This window comes from Pseudomonas imperatae (assembly GCF_057128625.1).
In genome coordinates this window covers 1-26,203 of the sequence record NZ_JBSKHP010000009.1, presented here as the reverse complement: position 1 = coordinate 26,203, position 26,203 = coordinate 1, and the positions used below count along the sequence as shown (strand labels likewise).

Below are 26,203 nucleotides of genomic sequence, written 5' to 3'. Positions count from 1 at the left end.
CAGGCGGCGTCCGGGTTCACCGCAGCGCCTTGGACGCGGCCTGCGGCCGCTGCTACAGGAGTTTTGCGTAGCAGCTGCCGCAGGCGGCGTCCGGGTTCACCGCAGCGTCTTGGACGCGGCCTGCGGCCGCTGCTCCAGGCGTTTTGCGTAGCAGCTGCCGCAGGCGGCGTCCGGATTCACCGCGGCGCCTTGGACGCGGCCTTGGCCAAGATCTGCTCGATGTCGACGCTGTCCAGCTGCTGCGCCGGCAGGTATTCGCGGGCGTAGTCCAGGTACACGCCGCTGCGCAGGAACAGCTCGAACAGCTCCGGGTCGATGTGCGCGTCGCGGCACATGAAGGCCATGATGTTCAGCGCCTCGCCCAGGGTCTTGCCCTTTTTGTAGGGGCGGTCGGCCGCGGTCAGGGCTTCGAAGATGTCGGCGATGGCCATGACCCGCGCCGGCAGGCTCATCTGCTCGCGGGTGAGGCCGCGCGGGTAGCCGCTGCCGTCCATTTTCTCGTGGTGCCCGCCGGCCATTTCCACCACGTGCTGCAGGTGGCTGGGGAAGGGCAGGCGGCCGAGCATGAGGATGGTCTGCACCATGTGGTGGTTGATGATGTAGCGCTCCTCGGCAGTCAGCGTGCCGCGACCGATGCTCAGGTTGTACAGTTCGCCGCGGTTGAACTTGTAGGCCGGCACCTGCATGTTGAAGCCCCAGGGGTTGTCGGCGGGCATGCGTTCGCTTTCCGGGCGCTCGAACAGGTGCTCGGGGCGGTCGGCCAGCAGCGTCTCGCGTACCGGCAGCACAGGCGCCGGGCTGCGCGCCTGGCGGTGGTTTTCTTCCCAGGACACGCCCAGGCGGTCGTCCAGGGTGCGCAACCAGCTGCGCTGGGCGATGCGCGCCAGGCGTTCCAGGCTGGCGGCGTCCATGAACTCACCGCCCAGGTTGCAGCGGGCGACGAAGGCGAAGTCGTCGTCCAGCGCCTGCAGCTCGGCGTCGCGGGCGCTGGCCAGCGCGGGTTCGTCGCCGCCCTCGGCGCGTTGCTGCCAGTAGCTGATCCAGGCATCGCGCTTGAGCACCTCGAAGCGGGTGCGGATCTCGTGGATGCGGTCGTACAGGGTCTCCAGCTTGGTGGCCTTGTCCACCACGTACTCGGGCGTGGTGACCTTGCCGCAGTCGTGCAGCCAGGCGGCGATGTGCAGCGCCTCCCACTCTTCCTCGCTGGGCTGGTAGGCGGCGAACGGCTCGGCCTGGCTGTCGGCGGCGGCGCGGGCGAGCATCTTGGTCAGCACCGGCACGCGCTGGCAGTGGCCGCCGGTGTAGGGGCTCTTGGCGTCGATGGCGCCGGCGATGATCTGGATGAACGCGTCGAGCAACTGCTGCTGGTGCACCTGCTGGCGCTGGCCCTCGATGCTGGCGGCGGCCACCCCCGACACGGCCTGGATGAAGGCGATGCGGTCGGGGCTGAACTTGGCCAGGTCGCTGCGGCTGCCGGTGTCGCGGTGCAGCAGCACCAGCACGCCGATGGTCTCGCCGCGGCGGTTGTGCAGGCGCACGCTGATCAGGTCCAGGCGCGGGCTGTCGAGCTTGAGCATGACCTGCTTGAGCTCGCCGGCCTGGTCGAAGCCGATGGAGGTCACCACGCTGTCGCGCTCGCTGCCCAGGGTGCGCAGCCATTCGGGGGTGTCGTCGGCGGCAAGGGCGTGGGCGCCGAGGCCGTAGTTGGCCAGGTTGCGGCGCTTGTCGTTGATGATCAGGCCGCTGGGGCGCACCTCGCCGCTGGCGTTGTCATACAGGTAGATGATGCCGGCCTGGGCGCTGCTCAGGCTCACGGTTTCCTGCAGCACGCGCTTGAGCAGCGGCTCGAAGCGGGTCTCGGCGGACAGGCTGGCGGTGATCTCGAAGAAGCTGGCCAGGGTCTGCTTCATGCGGTGCATGGAATCGGTCAGCTGGTCCACCTCCAGCACTGGCGAGCGGCGCGGCGGTGGGCGCTTGAAATCGAAACGGCGGATGGCGTCGGCTTCCTTGACCAGCGCGTACAGCGGTTTCACCAGCAACCGCGAGGTCAGCCAGCCCACCGGCAGGCACAGCAGCAGAATCGTCAGGGTCACCAGCGCGCCCTGCCAGCGCAGGCGATAGGCGTCGGCCAGCAGCTCGTCCTCGGGCACCAGCAGGGCCAGTTGCAGGCCGTCGGGCGCACCTTGGTCGATGCTGCTGCGCGCCACCACCCAGTCGCGGCCACTGGCGTGCAGGCGGTTGCCGGTGCCGCTGCCGTTGGCCAGCAGCGCCGCCAGGGCCGGGTCCAGGTCGGCGACCTTGACCAGCTGGGCGGTGCCGCTCTGGGTGATCAGGCGCTGGTTGTCGGGGTAGGCGACGGCGTTGCCTTCATGGTCGAACAGCGCGATCTGGGTGTGCGGCGTGACCCGGTGCTTGGCCAGGGTGGCGCTGAGGTCGTCCAGGGTCAGGTCGGCGCCGATCACCGCGTGGTCGTTGACCCGCAGCGCCAGGGTGGTGCCCACGGCGTGGCTGGAGAAAAACACGTAGGGGTCGGTGGTGATCTGCGCGCGGTCGGTCAGCGCCCGGCCAAACCAGTCGCGGCTGCGCGGGTCGTAGGGGTCGTCGGCGATGTCGTGGCGGCTGATCAGGTTCAGCGCGCGGTCGAACATCAGTGACTGCGAGTGGGTGGCGCCGGTGCCGTCGTGCTCGATGCTCCACACCTGGTACAGGGCGTCGGGCGGGGCGGCGAAGTGCTGGCGCAGGGTGTCGGTGCGCAGCGGCCGCACCATGAAGAAGTCACCGTTGCCGTAGCCGAGGTACAGCGACGCCAGGTTGGGGTTGTCGACCAGCGACTGGGCCATGGGCTCGAGCAGGGCCAGGCGCTGTTCCAGGGTAGGCGTCTGCGCCGCGTCGTTGAGGGCCAGCAGGCTGAGCAGGTGGCGGATCGGCAGGTAGGTGTGGTCGATGTCCAGGCGCACGTCCTGGTCGATGCGCGAGAACAGCGCCTGGCTGCTGGCCAGGATGATCTGCGAGGTTTGCCGGTAGTTGAACAGGCCCAGCACGGTGCCGGTCAGCACCAGCAGCAGGGTGAACATGGCGCTGATGTGCACGTGCAGCGGGAAGCGGCGGTCTGTGAGCCTGGGCATCATGAATCACTCCTTGAGGATGCGTGCACCGCGTGCCCGGCAGCCGAGGCACGGCGGTGTGCAGAGCCTGATCACCGCAGCCCTTGCGAGCCGATAATGGCGAACCGGATAACGCTTTACAAGCCCGGCGCGTCAGCGCTGTGACGGGTTGGCCAAATGGTGCGCGAGGGCCTTTTCGAGCATGTCCATGGCCCGTATCACCTGGTTCGGCGAAACGTGCGGGTCGCGGTGCTTGCACGCCGCTTCCAGGGCTTCGCAGGCCTGGGTGAGGGCGCTGGCGGCAACAATTCGCGCGGCGCCCTTGATGCGGTGCGCCAGGTCGAACAGCGCGGCGTTGCCCTTGGCGGCCAGCAGGGCCTCGCGGTCGTCGATGCAGCTGCGCCGCACCTGCTCGAGCAGGCGCCGCTCCATGGCAGGGTCGCCGCCAGTCAGGGAAGCCAGTTGGCTCAGGTCGATGATGTGGTCTCGGGCGTTCACGGTCATGGTTTCCAGTGCGTGGGAAAGGTCGGTGAGGCTGATGGGCTTGAACAGGCAGTCATCCATGCCGGCGGCCAGGCAGCGTTCGCGCTCCTGGTGCTGGGCGCTGGCGGTGTAGCCCAGGATCACCCGCGGGTGCTGGCCGTGGCTCTGCTCGTGCTGGCGCAGGCGCCGGGTCAGCTCGTAGCCGTCCATGCCGGGCATGTTGCAGTCCACCAGCAGCACGTCGAACGCGCTGGCCAGGGCGGCCTGCAGGCCGGCTTCGCCGTTGTCGGCGGTGGTGGCGCTCAGGCCCAGGAAGTCCAGCTGCTGGGTCATCAGCAGGCGGTTGGCGGGGTGGTCGTCCACCACCAGCACGCGCAGGCCGTGCAGTTGGGCGGCCGGTGCCGGGGTAGGTGCCGGGGCGCTGGCCAGCGCGGGCAGCTGTTCGGCCACCAGGGTCAGGCGCACCTGGGTGCCCTGGCCTGGCTGGCTGTCGAGGGTGAGGCTGGCGCCCATCAGCTCGCCGAGGCTCTTGCTGATCATCAGCCCCAGGCCGGTGCCGCTGCGGGCCCGGCGGCTGCCGGGGTCCACCTGCACGAAGGGCTGGAACAGCCGCTCCAGGTCGGCGGCGGCGATGCCGATGCCGGTGTCGCTGACCAGCACCTGCACCTGGCGGGTGCCGGGGCGGGGGCCGGGGTCCATGCGCAGGTCGATGGTCACCTGGCCACGGTCGGTGAATTTGATGGCGTTGCTCACCAGGTTCGACAGCACCTGCTTGAAGCGCAGTGGGTCAAGGGTGACGTCCGGTTGCTCGCCCGCCGGCACCTGCACCAGCAGTTGCAGGCCCTTGTCGCGTGCCAGGCCCTCGAACACCCGCGCCACGTCGCTGACCAGGCGCATGGGCTGGGCGCGCGCAAGGTTGAGCTCCAGGTGCCCGGCCTCGATGCGCGACACGTCGAGAATGTCGCCGATCAACGCCAGCAGGTCACGGGCCGAACCATAGGCCACCTCGATGGCGCCGCGGTCCAGCTGGTGGTGCTCGGCGCGGCGCAACGCCAGCTCCAGCATGCCGATCAGGGCGTTCATGGGCGTGCGGATCTCGTGGCTCATGGTGGTCAGGAAGGTGCTCTTGGCACGGTTGGCCTGGTCGGCCTGGTCCTTGGCCTGGCTCAGGTCGTCGAGCAGTTGGCGGCGCTCGCTGATGTCTATCCAGCCGCCGATCACGCCTTGTACCTGGCCTGCCGAATCGCGGTACGGCAGTATCCAGTGGTAGATGCTCAGGGTGCGTTCGCCCAGGCGTAGCGGCCGGTCCATCAGCAGCGGCTCGCCCTGGGCCATCACCTGCAGGTAGTCGAGCTGGTAGGCCCTGGCCTGCTCGGCGTCCAGCAGCACGCCTTGCTCCACGGTCTTGCCGATGACGTCTTCACGCCGGGCGTCGAAGGTCTGCAGGTAGCTGTCGTTGCAACTGAGCAGGCGCCCGTCGCGGTCGCGCACGTAGATGGGGTGCGGGGTGCCGTCGACCAGCGCGCGCATGAACTGGAACTGGTCGCCCAGGGCCCGTTCGGCGGCCACGCGCTGGCGGATCTGCCGGCGCATGTAGAGAATCCACAGCAGGGACAGGGCCAGCAGCCCGCCCGCCGCCGCGACAATCTGCAGGATCAGGCGGTGGTAGTTGCGCCAGTAGCCATTGCCGGCCGGCTGCGCGTTGCGCCAGCGCGCGGTGATGGCGGTCATCTCCGCCGGGCCGATGCCCAGCAGGGCCTTGTCGAGGATGCTGCCCAGTTCGTGCGCGTCCAGTGCCGTAGCCAGGCTGAAGGTGGCGGGCACCGTGCCGACGGTGCTGCGCATGGCCAGGCGGTCCTGAAACAGCGGCGAGGCCAGCAGGTGACGGGCCACCACCAGGGCGCTGACCGCGGCCTCGGCCTGCCCCTGGGCCAGCAGGTCGAGGCTGCTAAAGGCGTCGTCGGTCTGCACCAGGCTGGCCTGCGGGTAATGCTGGCGCAGCCAGGGCACCAGCGGGTTGCCGCGGGTAATGGCCAGGCGCCCGGTGAAGGCGCCCAGCTCAAAGGGGCCCTTGGCATTGGCGGGCGTCACCAGCACATAGGAATTGCTCAGGTACGGACGGCTGAACTGCACGGCCTGCTCGCGCTCGTCACTGGGGATGATGGCGGCGATGATGTCGGCGCGGCCCTGGCGCACCCGCTCGAGCATGTCACCCACGCCGGTGGCACGCTGGATCTCGAACTGCATCCCGGTGCGCAGGCGGATCAGTTCCAGGACGTCGGCGCTGATGCCGCGCAGGTTGCCGTGGCGGTCGAAAAAGGTCAGCGGTGCGAAGGATTCATCCACCACCACCCGCACGCTGGGGTGGGCCGCCAGCCAGCGCTCCTCGCGGGGGCTGAGCTGCAGCTTGCGGTCGGTGAGCAGCAGGTCGCTGGCTCCGCTCCAGCGCTGGAAGATGCTTTGGCGCTGCTCCAGGCTGATGGCGGCCAGGGCGCTGTTGACCTGGTTTCGCAGCGTTTGGTCGTTGCCGCGCAAGGCGAAGCTGAAGCCCGTGGGTTCGTCGCGGCTGAAGTTGGCCATGCGCAGGTTGTTCAGCAGCCCCTGGTCCATCTGGTAGTGGGTGGAGATGGTATCGCCCAGGAACACGTCCGCCTGCTCGAACGACACCGCGTTCAGGGCGTTCTGGTAGGAGGGGAAATACTGCACCTGGGCCTTGGGGTAATGCGCCTGGATGTAGCTGGCCGGCAGGTAGTGGTTGACCACGCTCAGGCGCCGCCCCGCCAACTGTTCGTCCAGCGGGCGGTCGTCGTCCACGCGGGTCACCAGCACCGGGCGGTCCAGCGCGTAGGCGGTGGACAGCGCCAGCCCGCTGCGGACCGCTTCGTAGCCGTTGGCGCTGGCCAGCAGGTCGATGCGCCCTTCGCTTAGCGCCTGGATGGCCTGCTCGCGGCTGGAGTAGCGCTGCACCGTCAGCGGGCGGCGCAGGCCCTGGGCCACCAGGGCGGCGTAGTCGGCGCTCAGCCCTTGGTATTCCTGGGCGTTGCTGATATCGAACGGTGGGTAGTCAGGGGCGGACACACCCAGGCGCAGGGGCGTCCCCTCGTTGTTAGGCAGCGCAGGCCCCAGGCGCACGTCATTGTGATCGAGCAGCACCAGCCGTTGGGTGTCCTGCGCCGCAGCCCCGGTGGCGAGGCAGCACAACATGCCGATCACGGCCAGGCGACGGGGCAGGGCATTCATACCAGGTAATTACGCTTGGCAATATCGATCAGGTCGACGAGCGAGGCCACCTGCAGTTTTTGCATCAGGCGCTTTTTATAAGTGCTGACGGTCTTGTTGCTGAGGAACATGCCTTTCGCGATTTCCTTGTTGGAGTGGCCCTGGGCAAAAAGTTGCAGCACCATCAACTCACGGTCGTTCACCCCCTTGAATAATTCAATTTCGTCGCGCTGGCCGTCTTCGACCTTGGGTGAGCTGAGCACGGTGCTGGGGAAATAACTGTACCCGGTCATGACGGCGGCCACGGCGCTTTTCAATTCTGCCAGCGCCTCGCGCTTGCACACATAGCCGGCAGCCCCCGACTGCATGCAGCGGTGGGTGAACAGCGGCGGGGTCTGGGCGGTGAGCACCAGGATCCGCGAGCCGATGTTCATGGTCTGGAAGCGCGCCAGCACTTCAAGGCCGTCCAGCCTTGGAATACTGATGTCGAGGATGATCAGGTCCGGCGGGTTCTCGCGGATCATCTGCATGGCATCGACGCCGTTGTTGCATTCACCGATCACGGTGTAGCCCTGCTTTTCCAGGATAAAGCGAACGGCGAGGCGTATGACCGGGTGGTCGTCAACTATAAAGGCAGTGCTCATATATAACTTCCCATACAGGCGATGAAGAAAAGGCGCACATTAGCCCAGTTGCTGGGGGTGGCATATAAGCAACCACGCCATCCGCGCTATATAGGAAATTTCCTACAGAGATTGAAGTTTTAGGATACGCCAGTTTATGAGTTTGTGAAGTGTCAAGGGCGTCATTGGTTCGTCTTGTTGCAGTTTGAAAGTATGTATTTAGGGGTGGTTGTGATGATAATTAATATACGGCTTTAATGCTTCTTACACTGTTTGGGTAACTTTCCTTACAGGTGCAGATGATTATTCCCCTAACCGGCAGTTGGTGGGGAGCAGACGATTCCGAAAGTCTTGTAGGCTTTTTCCGAGCCACCCAACCCGTAGCAGCTGCCGCCAGGCGGCGTCCGGCGCCCGCAGTTGCACCGCAGGGGCCGTGACGCGGCCTGGCGGCCGCTGCTACGGTGGGCCCCCAGGTTTACAGCGGTGCGGAGCGGCCGGTCATTTCCCGGGCCATTTCGCTGGCGTAGCTGTCGGTCATGCCGGCGATGAAGTCGATCATGCGCATGAACGAGCCGTGCAGCGAGCCCGCCGGGTCGGGGGCGCTGTTGCCCAGCAGGTCGAGGATGCGCCGGTTCTTGAACGACGGGGTCTTGCCGCCATGCTGCTCCAGCGCTGCGCCACAGAGGGCGTTAAGGAGAATTTCCAGGGTGGTGTAGGCGCCGATTTCCTGCAGGGTCTTGCGCTTGTCCTGGAAGATCTTCTTGCGCGCCATGTCCTTGGCGCTGAGCACGCAGCGCTTGGCCGGCCCATGCATGTGCTCCACCAGGTCGCCGTGCAGGGTGCCGGCCAGCAGCGCGTCCTGCTGCTCGACGAAGGCGCGCGCGGCGGCGTTGGTCAGGTGCTCGATGGCCTTGCCGCGCAGGATCGCCAGCTTGCGCCGGCGCGAGTCCTCGCGGCCCAGCTGGCGGTAGGTCTCCGGCAGGTCGTCGCCCACCAGCCCCAGCAGCAGCGACTCCACCTCGGCGTAGTCCAGCAGCTCCATCTCCAGGCCGTCTTCCAGGTCGATCAGCGCGTAGCAGATGTCGTCCGCGGCCTCCATCAGGTACACCAGCGGGTGGCGCGCCCAGCGCTGTTCTTCCAGCTGCGGCAGGCCCAGCTTGTGGGCGATCTGCTCCAGCAGCGGCAGTTCGCTCTGGTAGCAGCCGAACTTGTGCTTCTTGTAGCCCAGGGAGTCGGCGTGGCGCGCGGTCCAGGGGTACTTGAGGTAGGTGCCCAGGGTGGCATAGGTCAGGCGCATGCCGCCGTCGAACTGGTGGTATTCCAGCTGGGTGAGCACGCGGAAGCCCTGGGCGTTGCCTTCGAAGTTGAGGAAGTCCTGCTGCTGCGCCGCGGTCATGCCGTCCAGCCAGCCGCGCCCGGCGGCCTGCTGGAACCAGTGGCGAATGGCGTCTTCGCCGGAGTGGCCGAAGGGCGGGTTGCCGATGTCGTGGGCCAGGCACGCCGACTGCACCACCATGCCTAGGTCGCTGGGCTCGCACCAGGCCGGCAGGCGCTCGCGCAGGGTCTCGCCCACGCGCATGCCCAGGGAACGGCCCACGCAGCTGACTTCCAGCGAGTGGGTGAGGCGCGTGTGGATGTGGTCGTTGCTGGTGACCGGGTGCACCTGGGTCTTGCGCCCCAGGCGGCGGAAGGCGCCCGAGAAGATGACCCGGTCGTGGTCCTTGTGGAAGGGGCTGCGGCCCAGCTCCTCGGGGCTGTGGAGGATCTTGCCAAGGCGTTCGCGGTTGAGCAGGGTAGGCCAATCCAAGGCGGTTTCTCCTGAAAGCATGGTTGGCCTTGAGCTTCGGGGTTTATCGCGCGCGCTGCAAGCCCCGTGTCAGGCTTTCGCAGCCCTGGCCTGGCGCTGGCTGAACCACTCATAGCCGCTGACGCAGAGGATGCCGGCGGTGACCAGCGCCGCGCCGATCAGGAAGTTGGCCTCCAGCGGCTCATCCAGCAGCCAAACGCCGAAGCCGATGCCGTACAGCGGCGTGAGGAACGCCAGCACTCCCAGGCGCGAGGCCAGGTAGTTGCGCAGCAGCCAGAACCAGGCGAGCAGGCTGGCGAATGACATGACCAGCACTTGGTAGGTCAGGTTGGCGATGACCGTGGGGGTGACATTGACGCTGGCCTGGTGCAGCACCAGTGCCGCAGCGACCAGCAGCACGCAGGCGCCCACCAGTTGATAAAGCAGGGTCTGGCTGGCCGGCGCGCTGGACAGCCGCGTGGTGCGCACCACCACTGTGGTAGCGCCCCAGGCCGCGCCCGCGGCCAGGCCCAGGGCGTCGCCGAGCAGGGTGCTGGCGCCGCCATGGCCGCTGAACGCTACCACGATACCCAGGAACGCCACCGCGATGCCGCCCCATTGCGCCGGTTTCAGGCGCTCGGCGGGCAGCTTCCAGTGCAGGCCCAGGGCGGCGAAGATCGGCGAGGTGTAGAGGAAAATCACCATGTGCGAGGCGCTGGTGTGGCGCAGGCCTTCGCCCACCAGCAGGTATTCCAGGCCGAACAGGCCGCCGATGGCCAGGCCCGGCAGCCACGCGGTCTGCCCGGCTTTGGGCTGTTCGCGGCGCCAGAACATCACGGCGGCCACCAGCAGCGCGGCCACGCCGGAGCGCACGCCAATCTGCAGGATGGGCGCGATGTCGCTGGCAATCGCCTTGATGGCCACCTGCTGCAAGCCCCAGATTGCGCACAATACCAGCATCATGCCGCTGGCCCGGCCATCCAGCGCGCTGCGCTGTTGCATGGAGTTTCCCCTGTCGTCGGAAGTAATGGTGGGCATTATGAGGCTGGCGGGTTTTATTGATATAGTTTTTATCTGACAGCCTATAGCTGTACTCCGCCACGTCTTGCCAGGTTGCCACCATGAAGCGCGACATCGCCCAACACCTGCAACTGGCGCCGTTCGACTACGCGTTGCCGGCGCCGGTGTTTTTCCGCACCGCGTGCATGCCGGCGCACGCCACCTACCCGCGGCATAGCCACGCCTGGGGGGAGTTCGTCTATTCGTTCAGCGGCGTGATGGAAATCGAGATCGACAACCACCACTACCTGGCGCCGCCGCAGTACGGCATCTGGCTGCCGCCGGACGTCGAGCACATGGGCTTCAACCGCCACGAGGCCTGCCATTGCTCGGTGTACGTGGCGCCGCAGCTGTGCGCGCGGATGCCGGTGCGGCATTGCGCGCTGACGTTGGGGCCGCTGATTCGCGCGTTGCTGGAGGAGTTGCGCCATGAGCCGCCGGGCTTGCCGCAGACCCCCGAGCAGGAGCGCCTGCTGCAGGTGCTGGTGGACCGCCTGGCCCGCGCGCCCCATGCCGGCAGCTACCTGCCCGGTTCCAGCGACGCGCTGCTGGGCCCGGTGCTGCGGGCGCTGGAAGCCAACCCGGCGGACCCGCGCTCGCTGCCGGAACTGGCGCGCACGGTGAACACCACCGAGCGCACGCTGGTGCGGCGCTGCCAGCGTGACCTGGGGATGTCGTTCGCGGAATGGCGCCAGCGCCTCAAGGTGGTGGAGGCGCTGGCGCAACTGGAACAGGGCCACACCGTGGAAGCCATCGGCCTGGACCTGGGCTACAGCAGCGCCTCGGCGTTCATCAGCATGTTCCGGCGCATGACCGGCTCCACCCCGGACGAATACCGCAAGGGCAACGCCCCGGGGCTGCTGACCTAGCCGTTACGGATTGGCGACGACCAGCGCCTTCAGCGAGGCGTCGAACTGGGCATCCGGGGTGTGCAGCTGAGTGATATAGGTCAGGTTGGCGTCGAAGAACTGCGCCTGCACCAGGCCGCCGCTGCGCGACGCGGTCTTGAGCACCACGATCACCTGTGGGCGGGCCATCATTACCCGGTCCAGGCTGGGGTAGAACTGCACCGAGGCAAACTGCTGCTGCAACGAGCCCCGCACCGCTTCCAACGCCTTGCGGGTAGCGACGTCGTGGTGCATCAGGGCGGCCTGGGTGGTTTCGTTGAGAATCACCCCCACCGATTGCGAATGCTGCAACGCCACGTTCGACACCTGCGTCGCCGGCCTGAACATGCCTTCGTCGGCGGCCATGGCAGTGCCGGTGGCCAGGACGAGGGCGAGCAGGGCGGCGAGGGGACCTTTCATGGCATGTACTCCTGGAATGCTTGGATGTGAAGCCATGGTGAACCTGATCGCCGGGTCAGGGAACCTGTGATTGTCAATGGTCGCTATTGACCGGGGTGATGACCGGCAGCGGCTACGGGTTGCTGGCCACCAACGCCTTCAGCGAGGCATCGAAGCGTTGCAGCGCGTTGACCTGCACCTGGCGCTGGGCGTTCACCTGGTCGGCGATTTCCGGCGCACGCTTGGTGTGGGTCCACACCGGGGTCATGTTGCGGCCGTCCATGCCGCGCGCCTCGCCGATGTAGGTGAGGTTGGCGTCATAGAACTGCGCGCGCACGCTGGCCTGCACGTCGGAGCTGCGTTCGGTGGCCAGGGTGCTGCGGGTGTCCAGCACCATGATCACCTCCGGCCGGGCTGCCATGGCTGCATCCAGGTTGGGGTAGAACGCCACCGAGGCGAACTGTTGCTGCAGCGAACTGCGCACCGTGTCGATGGCCAGGCGTGGGTCGGAGCTGTCGATATAGGCCTGCTGGATCGGCGCCTGCAGCTGGTTCTGTTCCAGGCCGTTGCGGGCCTGGGCATTGTAGGCTGCCAGGTAGGCGAGGTCGGCCTGGGTGTTGGCGTTGAAGATCACCGCCACGCGTTGCGAGTGCTTGAGGGTGAGGGTGGACACCTGGGTGGCCGGTCGCAGCATGCCGTCGGGGTTGTCACTGTAGCGCGGGGCGCCGGGGACCGAGCAACCGGCCAGGGTGATGACAAGGGCGAGCAGGGCAGCGTTTTGACCTTTCATGATGCGTGACTCCCAGGGCTTCATCAGGTGCAATCATGGTGAACCTGATCCCCGGGTCAGGGAACATGTCGTTATTGATGGTTGCTATCAACCAGGATGATGGCCAGTGGCAGTGGTAGAGTCTATGCACCGCCCACCTGTCGCAGGAGCCCTGTCATGAACAACGTTCAATCCATCCCCGTCACCACCATCGACGGCCAGCCACAGACCCTCAAGGCTTATGCCGGCAAGGTGCTGCTGGTGGTCAACGTCGCCTCCAAGTGCGGCCTGACCCCGCAGTACGAAGGCCTGGAAAAGCTCTATGAAGCCCACCGCGCCCAGGGCCTGGAAGTGCTGGGCTTTCCCGCCAACAACTTCAAGGCCCAGGAGCCGGGCACTGATGAAGAGATCAAGGCGTTCTGCAGCCTGACCTATGACGTGCAGTTCCCGCTGTTCTCGAAGATCTCGGTGGCCGGCGACGACAAGCACCCGCTGTACCAGGCGCTGACCCAGGCCATTCCCGCTGCCACCGGCGAGGGCCCCTGGCGCGAGCGCCTGACCGGCAAGGGCATCCCGGTGAACCCGGTGCCGGAGGTGCAGTGGAATTTCGAGAAGTTCCTGGTCAGCCGCACGGGCGAGGTGGTCGGGCGTTTTGCCCCGGACGTGGCGGCGGATGATCCGCGCTTGCTGCAGGCCATCGAGGCCCAGTTGGCGGTGTGAAGTTTTTTGTGGGAGCTGGCTTGCCAGCGAGCTTTTGGTGGGCCCAAAAAAACTCGCTGGCAAGCCAGCTCCCACAACTTCAGGCGCCGCGCCGCACGTCGCAGCGGTAAAAAATGGTCGGGTCGGTCTGCGCCTTGTTCAGTTCGCCTGCCCGCGCCGCGCACTTCTGCGCCCGGGCTTCGTCATTGAGGAACTTGGGCGCCATCCACAGAAACTGGGCAGGCATGCAATTGTCGTGGGCCGGCGTCGTGCAAACCACTGCATTGAGAAAAAAGGCCGGAAGGTTCATCGCTCACTCCTTGTGATACTGGCAACCCCTGAGAACCGCTCTAGCCCGCAGGGTTCAAGAATTTCGTGTAGCACTGGGTACGACGCCGCTTACCGTCCTGACATCACGTCGCAGGTGCCAGCAGCCGCAACATCGCATCGGCCAGCCGCGGCGCCTCCACCTTCAAGGCGTAGCTGTCGGGGTTGAGCAGCCAATGGCTGATGGTGCCTTCCACGCAGGCAATCAGGCTGCTGGCCGCCAGGGGCAGGGGCGTGCCGGGTGCCAGTTGGCCCTTGAGCCTGGCCTCTTCAAGCAACCCTTCCAGCTTGCGCTGCGCCTCGCGCTGGCGCGCGCAACGCTGCGCACGCAAATCGCAACTCTCCACAGTCAGTTCACATTTGTGCAATAGGATTTCAAATATCCGCTGGGTCCGGGCGTCGCTGGCCACTCGCTGCAGCAGCGCCACCAGCAGGGTCCGCAGGCAACCCAGGGGGTTGTCGCGGCGGGTGTCGGCCGAAGCAGCCAGCAGGTGGTCGATGGGTTCGTCCAGCGAATCCAGCAGGGCCTGCACCAGGCCGGCCTTGTCCTTGAAGTGCCAGTAGATGGCACCGCGGGACAGCCCCGCGTGCTGGGCAATGTCCAGCATCGAGGTGGTGGCCAGGCCTTTCTCATGGAAGACGCATTCCGCAGCGTCAAGGATCTGCGCACGGGTGAGGAGCGCTTCTTCCCGGGTTTTGCGAACCATTAAAAATTCCTCATGTTCGCTGCATCTTTATGTTTTTTCGACACAAAACGCTGCTCTGTAGTGATTTTGATTCGGATTCGTACTTTACATACGTTCATGGATGTAAGTATATTTGTTAGCAAGCTATCTATCTAGTCGCAACGAGGACCTTTCATGAAACTCAAGCCTTGCGTGACCACACTGGTCTCGGCGGCGGCCCTTGCCTGCCTGCTCGCCGGCTGTAACAAAGAGGCGGCCGCACCCGCCCAGCAGACGCCCCAGGTCGGCGTGGTGACCCTTCACCCGCAGCCTTACGCCCTGACCACCGAAGTGCCCGGCCGCGTCACCGCGTTCCGCGTGGCCGAAGTGCGCCCGCAGGTTGATGGGGTCATCCTCAAGCGACTGTTCAAGGAGGGCAGCGACGTCAAGGCCGGGGAGCAGCTGTACCAGATCGACCCGTCGGTGTACGAGGCCACCCTGGCCAGCGCCAAGGCCAGCCTGGCCTCGGCTAAGTCCCTGGCCGACCGCTACCAGCAACTGATCGCCGAGCAGGCCATCAGCCGCCAGGAATACGACAACGCCAAGGCCACCGAGCTGCAGGATGAAGCCGCGCTGATGACCGCGCAGATCAACATGCGCTACACCAAGGTGCTGGCGCCGATCGATGGCCGCATCGGCCGCTCCAGCGTCACCGAAGGTGCGTTGGTGACCAGCGCGCAGACCGACGCCATGGCCACCATCCAGCAGCTGGACCCCATCTACGTCGACGTCACCGAGTCCTCGGCCAACCTGCTGAAACTGCGCAAGGAGCTGGCCAGCGGGCAACTGCAGAAGGCCGGCGACAACGCCGCCAAGGTCAAGCTGACCCTGGAAGACGGCAGCAGCTTCAACCAGGACGGCACCCTGGAATTCTCCGAAGTGTCGGTGGATGAAAGCACCGGTTCGGTGACCCTGCGTGCCAAGTTCGCCAACCCCGACCACACCCTGCTGCCGGGCATGTTCGTGCATGCGCAGCTGCAGGCCGGCGTCGCTGCCACCGCCATCCTGGCGCCACAGCAGGGCGTGACCCACGACCTCAAGGGCACGCCGACCGCGTTGGTGGTGAACGCCGACAACAAGGTCGAGCTGCGTGAACTGAAGGCGGACCGCACCGCCGGCAACGACTGGCTGATCCAGGACGGCCTGCACGATGGCGACCGCATCATCACCGAGGGCCTGCAGTACGTGCACCCGGGTGACACGGTGAAAGTCACCGCGGCCAGCAACGTCGAGGCCCCGGCGAACGCCCAGGCCAGCGTCGCGGCGAAAGGGGAGTAACCCATGTCCAGATTCTTTATCGACCGGCCCATCTTCGCCTGGGTAATCGCCCTGGTGATCATGCTGGTCGGCGCCTTGTCGATCCTCAACCTGCCGGTCAACCAGTACCCCAGCATCGCGCCGCCGGCCATCGACATCACCGTGACCTACCCGGGCGCCTCGGCGCAGACCGTGCAGGACACCGTGGTGCAGGTGATCGAGCAGCAGCTCAACGGCATCGACAACCTGCGCTACATCTCCTCGGACAGCAACTCCGACGGCTCGATGACCATCGAGGCCACCTTCAACCAGGGCACCAACCCGGACATGGCCCAGGTGCAGGTGCAGAACAAGCTCAACCTGGCCACCCCGTTGCTGCCCCAGGAAGTGCAGAACCAGGGTATCCGCGTGACCAAGGGGGTAAAGAACTTCCTGATGGTGATCGGCCTGGTGTCCACCGATGGCAGCATGACCAAGGATGACCTGGCCAACTACATCGTCTCCAACATGCAGGACCCGATCTCGCGCACCAGCGGCGTGGGTGACTTCCAGGTGTTCGGTGCCCAGTACGCCATGCGCATCTGGCTCGACCCGGCCAAGCTCAACAAATACGCGCTGACCCCGGCCGACGTCTCCACCGCCATCACCAACCAGAACGTGCAGGTGTCCTCGGGGCAACTGGGCGGCCTGCCGTCGGTGGCGCACCAGGAACTCAACGCCACCATCATCGGCAAGACCCGCCTGCAGACCGCCGAGCAGTTCAAGAAAATCCTCCTCAAGGTCAACACCGACGGCTCGCAAGTGCGCATCGGCGACGTCGCCGACGTGGGCCTGGGTGGCGAAAGCTACAGCATCAGCTCCGAGTACAACGGCAAGCCCGCCTCAGGCATGGCCATCAAGCTGGCCACCGGCGCCAACGCCCTGGACACCGCCAAGGCCATCCGCGAAACCGTCAACCAGCTGCAACCGTTCTTCCCGCAAGGCGTGAAGGTGGTGTACCCGTATGACACCACCCCGGTGATCACCGGCTCCATCCACGGCGTGGTCGAGACCCTGGTGGAAGCCATCATCCTGGTGTTCCTGGTGATGCTGCTGTTCCTGCAGAACATCCGCGCCACCCTGATCACCACCATGGCCGTGCCCGTGGTACTGCTGGGCACCTTCGGCATCCTTGCCGCCGCCGGTTTCAGCATCAACACCCTGACCATGTTCGGCATGGTGCTGGCGATCGGGCTATTGGTGGACGACGCCATCGTGGTGGTGGAAAACGTCGAAAGGGTGATGGCCGAGGAGGGCCTGTCACCGAAAGAAGCCACGAAAAAATCCATGGGCCAGATCCAGGGCGCCCTGGTGGGGATCGCCATGGTGCTGTCGGCCGTGTTGCTGCCCATGGCCTTCTTCGGCGGTTCCACCGGCGTGATCTACCGCCAGTTCTCCATCACCATCGTCTCGGCCATGGCCCTGTCGGTGCTGGTGGCGCTGATCTTCACCCCGGCCCTGTGTTCCACCATCCTCAAGCCGATTGCCAAGGGCAGCCACGGCAAGACCACCGGTTTCTTCGGCTGGTTCAACCGCACCTTCGACCGTGGCGTGCACCGTTACGAGCAGGGCGTGATCAGCATCCTGCGCCACAAGGTGCCGTACCTGCTGGCCTACGCGCTGATCGTCGGCGGCATGATTTTCCTGTTCACGCGCATTCCGTCCTCGTTCCTGCCCGAGGAAGACCAGGGCGTGCTGTTCTCCCAGGTCACCACGCCACCGGGCACCCCGGCCCAGCGTACGCAGCAGGTCATCGACCGCATGCGCGACTACATGCTCAAGGATGAATCGGGCGCTGTCAGCTCGGTATTCACCGTGACCGGCTTCAACTTCGCCGGCCGCAGCCAGAACTCGGGCATGGGCTTCGTCATGCTCAAGCCGTGGGACCAGCGCGACGCCTCCAACAGCGTCAGCGCCCTGGCCGCCCGTGCGCAGAAACACTTCGCCAGCTTCCGCGACGCCATGGTGTTCGCCTTCGCACCGCCTGCGGTGATGGAGCTGGGCAATGCCACCGGCTTCGACGTGTACCTGCAGGACCGTTCCGGCGTCGGCCACGCCAAGCTGATGGAGGCGCGCAACAAGTTCCTCGCCGCCGCCGCCAAGAGCCCGATCCTGTCCCAGGTGCGCCCGAACGGCCTGGACGACGAGCCGCAGTACCAGCTGGTGCTGGACGATGAGCGCACCGAGGCGCTGGGCGTCACTGTCGCCGACGTCAACGACACCCTGTCGTATGCCTTCGGTGGCAGCTACGTCAACGACTTCATCGACCGTGGCCGGGTGAAGAAGGTGTACATCCAGGGCAAGGCCGACTCGCGCATGAACCCTGAAGACCTGAACAAGTGGTACGTGCGCAACAGCGCCGGCACCATGGTGCCGTTCTCGGCCTTCGCCAGCGGCAAGTGGGTGTATGGCTCGCCGAAGCTGTCGCGCTTCAACGGCGTGTCGGCGGTGGAAATCCTCGGTGCCCCGGCCCCGGGCCACAGTACCGGTGAGGCCATGGCCGAAGTGGCGCGCATTGCCGCCACCCTGCCAAGCGGCATCGGCTACTCCTGGACCGGCCTGTCGTACGAAGAGAAGCTGTCCGGCTCCCAGGCGCCGGCCCTGTACGCCATTTCGATGCTGATGGTGTTCCTGTGCCTGGCGGCGCTGTATGAAAGCTGGTCGATCCCGATTGCGGTGATGCTGGTGGTGCCCCTGGGGATCATCGGTGCGCTGCTGGCCACCACCCTGCGCGGGCTGTCCAACGACGTGTACTTCCAGGTGGGGCTGTTGACCACCATCGGCCTGGCGGCGAAGAACGCCATCCTTATCGTCGAGTTCGCCAAGGAACTGCACGAGCAGGGCCGCAGCTACACCGAGGCGGCCATCGAGGCCTGCCGGATCCGTCTGCGGCCCATCATCATGACCTCGCTGGCGTTCATCCTCGGCGTGGTACCCCTGGCCATTTCCCACGGCGCGGGCGCCGGCAGCCAGCACGCCATCGGTACCGGCGTGATCGGCGGCATGCTCACCGCCACCACCCTGGCCGTGTTCTGGGTGCCGTTGTTCTTCGTCACCATCTCGTCGCTGTTTGGCGACAAGCGCAAGGCCAAGGACGAGGCCGCACCTGCCATTGAAGAGGAGACCGCACAATGATCCGTCCCCTGACGTGCCTGGCCCTGGCGGCGTTCATGCTCGGCGGCTGCTCGCTGATCCCGCACTACGACCGCCCGGCCGCCCCGGTGGCCGCGCAATTCCCCCAAGGGGCGGCCTACGCCCCGGCGCAGGAGGCGGCCGCCCAGGCCGCCGCCGAGCAGGGTTGGAAACAGGTGTTCCGTGACCCTGCGCTGCAGGCGGTGATCCACACCGCCCTGGACAACAACCGCGACCTGCGCGTGGCCGCCCTGAACGTCGAGGCCTACCGTGCCCAGTACCGCATCCAGCGGGCTGACCTGTTCCCGGCGGTGACCGCCGGCGGCACCGCCGAGCGCACGCGCACCCCGGCTGACCTGAGCACCACCGGCAAGACCACCGTGGGCGGCGAATACACCGCCACCCTCGGCGTCAGCGCCTATGAACTGGACCTGTGGGGCCGCGTGCGCAGCCTCAGCAAGGAGGCCCTGGAAACCTACCTGGCCAGCGATGAAGGTCGCCGTTCCACGCAGATCAGCCTGGTGGCCAGCGTCGCCAATGCCTGGTTCACCCTGGAGTCGGACAAGGAATTGCTGAAGCTGACCCAGGACACCCTGGCCACGTACGAGCAGAGCTACAAGCTCACCGCCCACAGCGGCGAGGTGGGTATCTCCACCGCGTTGGACGTCAGCACCGCGCGCATTTCGGTGGAAACCGCCAAGGTCAGCCTGGCCAAGTACCAGCGCGCCGTGGCCCAGGACATGGACAACCTGGTGTTGCTGCTGGGCACGCACCTGCCGGACAACCTGCCGGCGGCGCAACCGCTGGCCAACGACCTGGTGGCCGAAGTGCCGGCGGGCCTGCCGTCCGACCTGTTGCAGCGGCGCCCGGATATCCTTGAGGCCGAACACACCCTCAAGGCCGCCAACGCCAACATCGGCGCGGCGCGCGCAGCGTTCTTCCCCAGCATCACCCTCACGGCCAGTGCCGGTTCGGAGAGCGCCGACATGGGCCATCTGTTCAAGGGCGGGCAGGGTACGTGGACGTTCGCGCCGAGCATCAACATTCCGATCTTCAACGCCGGCAGCCTGAAGGCCAGCCTGGACTACGCGAAGATCGAGAAGGACGTGGACGTGGCCAGCTACGAGAAAGCCATTCAGACCGGCTTCCAGGAAGTTGCCGACGGCCTGGCCGCGCGCCAGACCTACAAGCAGCAGTTGCAGGCGCAGAAGGACCTGGTGCAAGCCAACCAGGACTACTACCGCCTGGCCGAGCGCCGCTACCGCACCGGCATCGACAGCAACCTGACCTTCCTCGACGCCCAGCGCTCGCTGTTCAGCGCCCAGCAGTCGGCGATCACCGATCGGTTGTCGCAATTGACGGCCGAGGTGAACCTGTACAAAGCCTTGGGGGGTGGTTGGAAGGAGTGACCATGGCCTGACGCGGCCTGCGGCCGCTGCTACGGAAGGGCGTAACGCTGATCTTCGTAGCAGCGGCCGCAGGCCGCGTCAGAGGCGGGTGGGGGAGCGTCAGTTACCGCTCGCCGACCCCTGGGTGGTGGTCGACGTGGTGCCGTAGTCACCGCTGTCGCTGGTGTCGCTGTCGTCACTGCTGGCCTGGTCGTACAGGCCGCCGGTGTTGACGGTCGACTCGGTCACTTGCGTGGCCTTCAGCGCCGCACGTGGCAGCGGGTTGCTGGTGGTGGTCGACAGCTCCTGGCGGAACGGGTTGACCAGCTTGGCGTGCAGGCGGATGTCCTGGGACGAGGCGCCCAGCGACAAGTCGAAGGTGTCGGCATCGACCACCCACTGCTTGCTCTTCTCATCGAAGTAGGCCAGCGAGCGATCGTTCAGCTCGATGGTCACGCGCTTGTGCTCACCCGGCTGCAGGAACACCTTCTTGTACCCCTTCAACTCCTTCACCGCGCGGTCCACGTGCGGGTGCTGCTGGCCCACGTACAGCTCGGCCACTTCGGCGCCGGCGCGCTTGCCGGTGTTGGTCAGGTCGAACGACACCTTGATCGGCACATTGCCCACCGCGGTCCCCGGGGTGACCTTGATGTTGCTGTAGCCGAAGGTGGTGTACGACAGGCCGAAGCCGAACGGGAACAGCGGCTGCGTGTGCTTCTTGTCGTAGCCGCGGTAGCCCAGGAACAGGTCGTCCTTGTAGCTGATCTCGGTCAACGAGCCGTTGTTGTCGTAGTTCGGGAAGTCCGCGTACAGCGGGTTGTCCTGGATGCTGCGCTCGATGCTGATCGGCAGCTTGGCCGACGGGTTGACCTTGCCGAACAGAATCTCGCCCAGCGCCTGGCCGCCGTTCTGGCCAGGGTAGAAGGCGTGCAGCGCCGCGCCGACGTTGTCCACCCAGTCAGCCATCTTCAGCGCGGTGCCGCCGTGCATGGCCACCACGGTGTTGGGGTTGACCTTGGCGATGCTGTTGATCAGCTCGTTCTGGTACTCGGGCAAATCGAAGCTGTGGTCGAACCCTTCGCCTTCGTATTCGTTGCTGTTGCCCACGGCGACCACCACCGCGTCGTACTTGGACAGGTCCTGCGGCGCCGCCAGCGAGGCCCAGGCCATCTGCACGCCGACCATGCCGCCCATGGTCGACAGGTAGCCGTCGCGGCGCGAGTACTCGAGCTTCACGTCATACGCCTTGCCGGCTTCCAGCTTGATCTTGCCCGACACCGGAATGGTCGGCGGGATGCTGTTGTCGGGCAGGTGCGTGCCGTCGCCGTTGTTGATGATCTCCTGGCCGTTGACCCACAGGCGCACGGCGCCGTCGGCACGCACCTTGAACACCTGGTCGCCGCTGGTGGTGGGCGTGACCTGGCCGGTCCAGCGCACGGAGGTGTTGGCGGTGTCACCATTGGTGGGCAGGTCGGTGTCGCTGGACCAGTCCATGTTCACGTGGGTGTCGGTGCGGGTGGCGGCCGCGGTGCCCGACCAGGTGGCGTTGGTGAAGAACTCGGCGGTCAGGCCCGCGGAGCTCTTGCCGGTGCTGCTGTCGGTGTGGGTCCAGACCGAGGCGGTCGGGTCCAGGGACAGGCCGTCGAGGAACTCGACCTTGGCGTTCGGCGCGGTCTGGGCGATGCCCGACAGCTCGCTGATGTACTGGGTGGCCTCGACGTTGGCGCTGCCGAAACCGGTAGGCGGGGCGTACTTGGCCAGGTCGCCGACCACGGCGATCTTCTTCACCTTCTTGGCGTCCAGCGGCAGCAGGCCGCCCTTGTTCTTCAGCAGCACGATGCCTTCGCGGGCGACGTTCAGCGCGGTCTTGTTGCTGGCGGCGCTGTTCATGTCGTGGGCGGTGGACGGGGTTTTGCTGTCGAACTGGAACAGGTATACCTGGCGCAGCATGCGGCGCACTTTTTCGTCGACGGTGGTCATGCTCAGCGCGCCGCTTTCCACGTATGGGGTCAGGGCAGTGGCGTTCATCTGGTAGCCCATCATGTCCAGGTCGGTGCCGGCGTTGGCGGCCGTGAGCCCGGTGATGATGGCGTTGTAGTCGCTCTGCACGAAGCCCTTGTAGCCCCATTCCTTCTTCAGGATCTGGGCGATCATGTGCTTGCTTTCGCAGGCGTAGTCACCGTTCACCTTCTGGAACGAGCACATCATCATCGCCACGTTGCCGTTCTTCGACGCCGATTCGAAGGTAGGCAGGGTCATCTCGCGCAGCACGCGCTCGGGGATGGTCTCGTTGAGGGTGAAGCGGTTGGTTTCCTGGTCGTTGGCGGCGAAGTGCTTGGCCTCGGCCCACACGCCACGGGACTGGATGCCGTTGATCAACGCCGGGCCCAGGCTGGCGCCCAGGAACGGGTCTTCGCCGGACAGGTATTCGAACGCGCGGCCACCGTACGGGGTGCGGTACAGGTTCATGCCCGGGCCGGTGACGTACTGGTAGCCACCGCTGGCGGTGTCATAGCCCAGGGCGCGGCCGTAGTCCATGGCCCGGCGCGGGTTCCAGGTGGCGGCGATGTTGGGGCCGGCGGGGTAGACCACGCCTTGGTCGTTGCCGTTGCTGGTATAGCGCACGCCGGCGCCGCCGTCGGCGCCGTAGATTTCCGGCACGCCGTACTGGGTCAGGGGCTTGAGGTCCCAGCCGCCGGTGCCGGCCAGGTAGTTGAGTTTCTCTTCCTGGGTCATCTTCGCCAGGGTCTGTTGGGCCGCCTTGTCGGCCTTGGCTTCCAGGGCCTGCTGCCGGGCCTGTTGTTGCTGAACCGAGTCGGCCGCATGCACTTGCGAAATGGCCAGGGCCAGCAGGGCGAGCGCCGACTGCGCACCCAGGTGTCTACGTGTGTTCATGTGTTACTCCAACAGCCAATGGTGGTCCATTTGCGGCGGTACACGGCAGGCTGCCGCGTACTTTTCTCCAGACAAAAGTTGGCCGTGGCCGAAACTGCTTAGTTGCAGTAACGGCTAACTGATGGCCATGTTTCAATCACGTTTAATTATCGTGAAAGTTTGTTCTGTCTATATAGGAGGTGCCATTATTACGCTATCGTTTGTACCAGGATGGGGCGGCGATAAGCGGCCAAATTAAGACAATTGTTGCCTGAACTTGTCAATCGAAAGGTTTTTTTCGCGTGTTTTTGCGAATTTGTGTCCGGATGTGTGAACCTTTGCAAAACCTACTGGTCGATGGGTTTAGCGAATTTTGGCCCCTGTGCCGGGTTCGCAAGTTAAATTGTCATCCGCTGTGCGCTATTGTCGCAGGCATCTTTAAAGTGATGGCAATTTGAACTTTCAAACTTTCCCGTTGATGGAGTTACTTGTGATGAAACTGTCTTTCGCGGCCGCCTGTGCCGCCCTGAGCCTGTCGTTCGCCGGCGCCACCTTTGCCGCTGATGCCACCGACACCGCCTCGGGCGCCAGCGACTCCACCGTCATGACCCAGAGCCACGACGCCAAGGCCACCCAGAAGCACAAGAACGAATCGAAAAAGGGCGGCCGCCCGCTGAGCACCACGGCGAAGAAAACCGCCAACTGATCCTTCTCAGGCTTCACCCCGGAAGGGGCATCGCCTGATGCCCTTTCCCCGGTTCATGTAGTAGCGCACCGTGCCCGATACTCCCCTCACTGCCCCCGACGACGCCCTGGTCTGCCAATGGCTGATGCGCCATTCCGGCCTCAAGCCGGTGGACCTCGACCGTGCCCGGCGCCTGGCCGCCGAAGACGACGACAGCGAACTGCCGGCGCTGCTGACGCGCCTGGGCCTGGTCTCGGAACTGGAACTGGCGCGCGCCTGGTCGGCGCTGATGGACGTGCCGCTGCTGCTGGCCGAACAGGCGCCGGCATCGCTGGACCGCGTGCCGCCACTGACCGAACGTTTCCTGCGCCACTACCGCGTGGTGCCGGTGGCCTGGGACGAGGCGGGCGTGCACCTGCTGACCGCCAACCCCGGCGACCCGTACCCCTTCGAAGCCGTGGCCCACGCCTGCGACGCGCCGGTGCGCCTGGCCATCGGCCCGGGCAACGAGGTCGACAGCCTGATCGAGCGGTATTACGGGCAAGGGCGTTCGGCCATGGGCAGCCTGATCGAGACCCTGGACGAAGACAGTGGCGCGCTGGAAGACATCGAGCACCTCAAGGACCTGGCGTCCGAGGCGCCGGTGATCCGCCTGGTCAACCTGATCCTGCAGCGCGCGGTGGAACAGCGCGCCTCCGACATTCATATCGAGCCGTTCGAAAGCCAGCTCAAGGTGCGCTACCGCATCGACGGCGTGCTGCACGAGGCCGAGGCGCCGCCGGCCAGTTCGTCGGCAGCGGTGATCAGCCGGGTGAAGATCATGGCGCGCCTGGACATTGCCGAGCGGCGCCTACCCCAGGATGGCCGCATCATGCTGCGCATCCAGGGCAAGGAGCTGGACCTGCGGGTGTCCACCGTGCCCACCAGCTTCGGCGAATCGGTGGTGATGCGCCTGCTCGACCGCCAGACAGTGAGCTTCGATTTCCAGAGCCTGGGCTTCGATGGCGAGCGCCTGGAAGGCTTCCTCGACGTGCTGGAAAACCCCCACGGCATTTTGCTGGTGACCGGGCCCACGGGCTCGGGCAAGACCACCACCCTGTACACCGCGCTGTCGCGGCTCAATACCGCCGAGCGCAAGATCATCACCGTCGAAGACCCGGTGGAGTACCAGCTGGAAGGCATCAACCAGATCCAGGTCAAGCCGGCCATCGGCCTGGACTTCGCCGGCGCGCTGCGCTCCATCGTGCGCCAGGACCCGGACGTGATCATGATCGGCGAGATGCGCGACCTGGAAACCTGCCGCATTGCCATCCAGTCCTCGCTCACCGGCCACCTGGTGCTATCGACCCTGCACACCAACAGCGCCGCGGCCAGTATCACCCGGCTGCTGGACATGGGCGTGGAGAGTTACCTGATCGCCTCGACGGTGAAGGGCATTCTCGCCCAGCGCCTGGTGCGGCGCCTCGACCCGGCCACGCGCATTCCCTTTGAAGCGCCGCCGGAACTGATCGCCGAACACGGCCTCGACCGTTTCACCGAGCAGCGCCCGATCATCCTCTACCAGCCTGCGGCGTCCGCCACCGGCAGCGGCTATTTCGGCCGCAGCGCCATCACCGAACTGCTGGTGATGAACGAAGAGCTGCGCAGCCTGCTGATGCGCCAGGCCGATGCTTCGACGTTGGAGCAGGCGGCCCGCCGTGGCGGCCTGCGCACCCTGTACGAAGAGGGCCTGCGCCAGGCGGTGGCCGGCATCACCTCGCTAGAGGAGGTGCTGCGCGTGACGCGCGGCGAATAACCCATGGCCTATTTCAAATACCGCGCGCTCGACGCCGAGGGTGCCAGCCAGCAGGGCAGCGTCGAGGCCAGCGACCAGCAGGCCGCCGTGGCGCTGCTGCAGAAACGTGGCCTGCTGATTCTGCAGGTGGAAGCACTGGGCGGGCCGGGCCTGCGCCGGGCGCTGAACCGCGGCGCGTTGAACGGCGCGGCCCTGGTCAGCTTCACCCAACAACTGGCGACCCTGCTGGGCGCCGGCCAGCCGCTGGAACGTTCGCTGGGCATCCTGCTCAAGCAGACCCAGGAAGCCAAGGCCCGCGCCCTGATCGAACGCATCCGCGAACAGGTCAAGGCCGGCAAGCCGCTTTCCCAGGCCTTGGAAGAAGAGGGTGGGCAGTTCTCCACGCTGTACATCAGCATGGTCCGCGCTGGCGAGGCCGGTGGTGCCCTCGAAAATACTTTACGGCAGCTCAGCGACTACCTGGAACGCAGCCAGACCCTGCGCGGCGAGGTCATCAACGCACTGATCTACCCGGCGTTTCTGGTGGTGGGTGTGCTCGGTTCGCTGGCCTTGCTGCTGGCCTACGTGGTGCCGCAGTTCGTGCCGATCTTCCGTGACCTGGGCGTGCCGATTCCGCTGATTACCCAGGTCATCCTGGCCATGGGCGAGTTCTTGAGTGCCTGGGGCTTGGTGGTGCTGGCCGCGATCATCGTGGTCATCTGGGGCAGCGCCATCGCCTTGCGCGACCCGGCTCGCCGTCAACGCAACGACCTGCGCCTGCTGAAGATCAAAGTCATCGGCCCGCTGCTGCAACGCATCGAGGCCGCGCGCCTGGCGCGCACCCTCGGCACCTTGCTCAGCAACGGCGTGGCCCTGCTGCAGGCGCTGCTGATCGTACGCCAGGTGTGCAGCAACCGCGCCATCGTCGCCCAGGTGGAGCAGGCCACCGACTGGGTCAAGGGCGGCGGCACCCT

General features: G+C 65.9%; 18 protein-coding genes. 8 read left to right on the top strand and 10 right to left on the bottom strand.

Going from position 1 to position 26,203, the window contains the following annotated elements; all coding sequences use genetic code 11:
• Window positions 1-176 precede the first annotated feature (176 nt).
• The 5 genes from ACWKWX_RS13175 to ACWKWX_RS13155 form a co-directional block, all read right to left on the bottom strand.
• Complete coding sequence (locus ACWKWX_RS13175; RefSeq protein WP_483827964.1) at window positions 177-3,125, bottom strand: HD domain-containing phosphohydrolase; 2,949 nt, start codon at window positions 3,123-3,125, stop codon at window positions 177-179.
• Between the two features lie 132 nt (window positions 3,126-3,257).
• Entirely contained in the window at window positions 3,258-6,827 is a 3,570-nt protein-coding gene (locus tag ACWKWX_RS13170; RefSeq protein ID WP_483827963.1) for a transporter substrate-binding domain-containing protein, read from the bottom strand.
• Entirely contained in the window at window positions 6,824-7,450 is a 627-nt protein-coding gene (locus ACWKWX_RS13165) for a response regulator (RefSeq protein ID WP_473003289.1), read from the bottom strand. The genes ACWKWX_RS13170 and ACWKWX_RS13165 overlap by 4 nt, the downstream gene beginning before the upstream one ends.
• A 454-nt stretch (window positions 7,451-7,904) precedes the next feature.
• The gene (locus tag ACWKWX_RS13160; protein WP_473003287.1) at window positions 7,905-9,236 is read right to left on the bottom strand and encodes a deoxyguanosinetriphosphate triphosphohydrolase; all 1,332 of its coding nucleotides are present in this window, start codon (window positions 9,234-9,236) and stop codon (window positions 7,905-7,907) included.
• A gap of 69 nt (window positions 9,237-9,305) precedes the next feature.
• Complete coding sequence (locus ACWKWX_RS13155; protein ID WP_476301900.1) at window positions 9,306-10,217, bottom strand: DMT family transporter; 912 nt, start codon at window positions 10,215-10,217, stop codon at window positions 9,306-9,308.
• Window positions 10,218-10,336: 119 nt separating this feature from the next.
• Here ACWKWX_RS13155 and ACWKWX_RS13150 point away from each other — a divergent pair, with 119 nt between their 5' ends.
• Window positions 10,337-11,143: an AraC family ligand binding domain-containing protein gene (locus ACWKWX_RS13150; protein ID WP_473003282.1), complete on the top strand. Its 807-nt coding sequence runs from the start codon at window positions 10,337-10,339 to the stop codon at window positions 11,141-11,143.
• A gap of 3 nt (window positions 11,144-11,146) precedes the next feature.
• Here the strand turns inward: ACWKWX_RS13150 and ACWKWX_RS13145 are convergent, their stop codons facing one another.
• Window positions 11,147-11,581, bottom strand: a complete 435-nt coding sequence (locus tag ACWKWX_RS13145; RefSeq protein ID WP_483827962.1) for a hypothetical protein — start codon at window positions 11,579-11,581, stop codon at window positions 11,147-11,149.
• 112 nt (window positions 11,582-11,693) lie between these two features.
• Window positions 11,694-12,350 (bottom strand): ATPase, encoded by a 657-nt coding sequence (locus ACWKWX_RS13140; protein ID WP_483827961.1) that lies wholly within the window; start codon window positions 12,348-12,350, stop codon window positions 11,694-11,696.
• Between the two features lie 156 nt (window positions 12,351-12,506).
• Here ACWKWX_RS13140 and ACWKWX_RS13135 point away from each other — a divergent pair, with 156 nt between their 5' ends.
• On the top strand, window positions 12,507-13,049 hold the full coding sequence (locus ACWKWX_RS13135; RefSeq protein ID WP_483827960.1) for a glutathione peroxidase: 543 nt from the start codon (window positions 12,507-12,509) through the stop codon (window positions 13,047-13,049).
• Window positions 13,050-13,128: 79 nt separating this feature from the next.
• On the opposite strand, the gene ACWKWX_RS13130 is transcribed toward ACWKWX_RS13135, so the two are convergent.
• Both ACWKWX_RS13130 and ACWKWX_RS13125 read right to left on the bottom strand, forming a co-directional pair.
• On the bottom strand, window positions 13,129-13,338 hold the full coding sequence (locus ACWKWX_RS13130; RefSeq protein ID WP_473003274.1) for a hypothetical protein: 210 nt from the start codon (window positions 13,336-13,338) through the stop codon (window positions 13,129-13,131).
• 103 nt (window positions 13,339-13,441) lie between these two features.
• Entirely contained in the window at window positions 13,442-14,062 is a 621-nt protein-coding gene (locus ACWKWX_RS13125) for a TetR family transcriptional regulator (RefSeq protein ID WP_416425362.1), read from the bottom strand.
• Window positions 14,063-14,215: 153 nt separating this feature from the next.
• Between ACWKWX_RS13125 and ACWKWX_RS13120 the strand changes: the two genes are divergently transcribed.
• Genes ACWKWX_RS13120 through adeC form a run of 3 tightly spaced genes read left to right on the top strand, consistent with a single transcriptional unit; the run spans window position 14,216 to window position 19,917 of the window.
• Window positions 14,216-15,358 (top strand): efflux RND transporter periplasmic adaptor subunit, encoded by a 1,143-nt coding sequence (locus ACWKWX_RS13120; protein ID WP_483827959.1) that lies wholly within the window; start codon window positions 14,216-14,218, stop codon window positions 15,356-15,358.
• 3 nt (window positions 15,359-15,361) lie between these two features.
• Entirely contained in the window at window positions 15,362-18,511 is a 3,150-nt protein-coding gene (locus ACWKWX_RS13115) for an efflux RND transporter permease subunit (protein WP_483827958.1), read from the top strand.
• Window positions 18,508-19,917: an AdeC/AdeK/OprM family multidrug efflux complex outer membrane factor gene (gene adeC, locus ACWKWX_RS13110; protein WP_473003266.1), complete on the top strand. Its 1,410-nt coding sequence runs from the start codon at window positions 18,508-18,510 to the stop codon at window positions 19,915-19,917. Before ACWKWX_RS13115 ends, adeC begins: the two co-directional genes overlap by 4 nt.
• 99 nt (window positions 19,918-20,016) lie before the next feature.
• On the opposite strand, the gene ACWKWX_RS13105 is transcribed toward adeC, so the two are convergent.
• Complete coding sequence (locus tag ACWKWX_RS13105) at window positions 20,017-22,791, bottom strand: beta-glucosidase (RefSeq protein WP_473003265.1); 2,775 nt, start codon at window positions 22,789-22,791, stop codon at window positions 20,017-20,019.
• Between the two features lie 472 nt (window positions 22,792-23,263).
• Here ACWKWX_RS13105 and ACWKWX_RS13100 point away from each other — a divergent pair, with 472 nt between their 5' ends.
• The 3 genes from ACWKWX_RS13100 to ACWKWX_RS13090 form a co-directional block, all read left to right on the top strand.
• Window positions 23,264-23,476: a hypothetical protein gene (locus ACWKWX_RS13100; RefSeq protein WP_416425357.1), complete on the top strand. Its 213-nt coding sequence runs from the start codon at window positions 23,264-23,266 to the stop codon at window positions 23,474-23,476.
• Window positions 23,477-23,600: 124 nt separating this feature from the next.
• Window positions 23,601-25,250: a type II secretion system ATPase GspE gene (gene gspE / locus ACWKWX_RS13095; protein WP_416427424.1), complete on the top strand. Its 1,650-nt coding sequence runs from the start codon at window positions 23,601-23,603 to the stop codon at window positions 25,248-25,250.
• Between the two features lie 3 nt (window positions 25,251-25,253).
• Window positions 25,254-26,203 (top strand): type II secretion system F family protein (locus ACWKWX_RS13090; protein ID WP_483827957.1); only part of this gene is annotated, 950 nt, incomplete at its 3' end.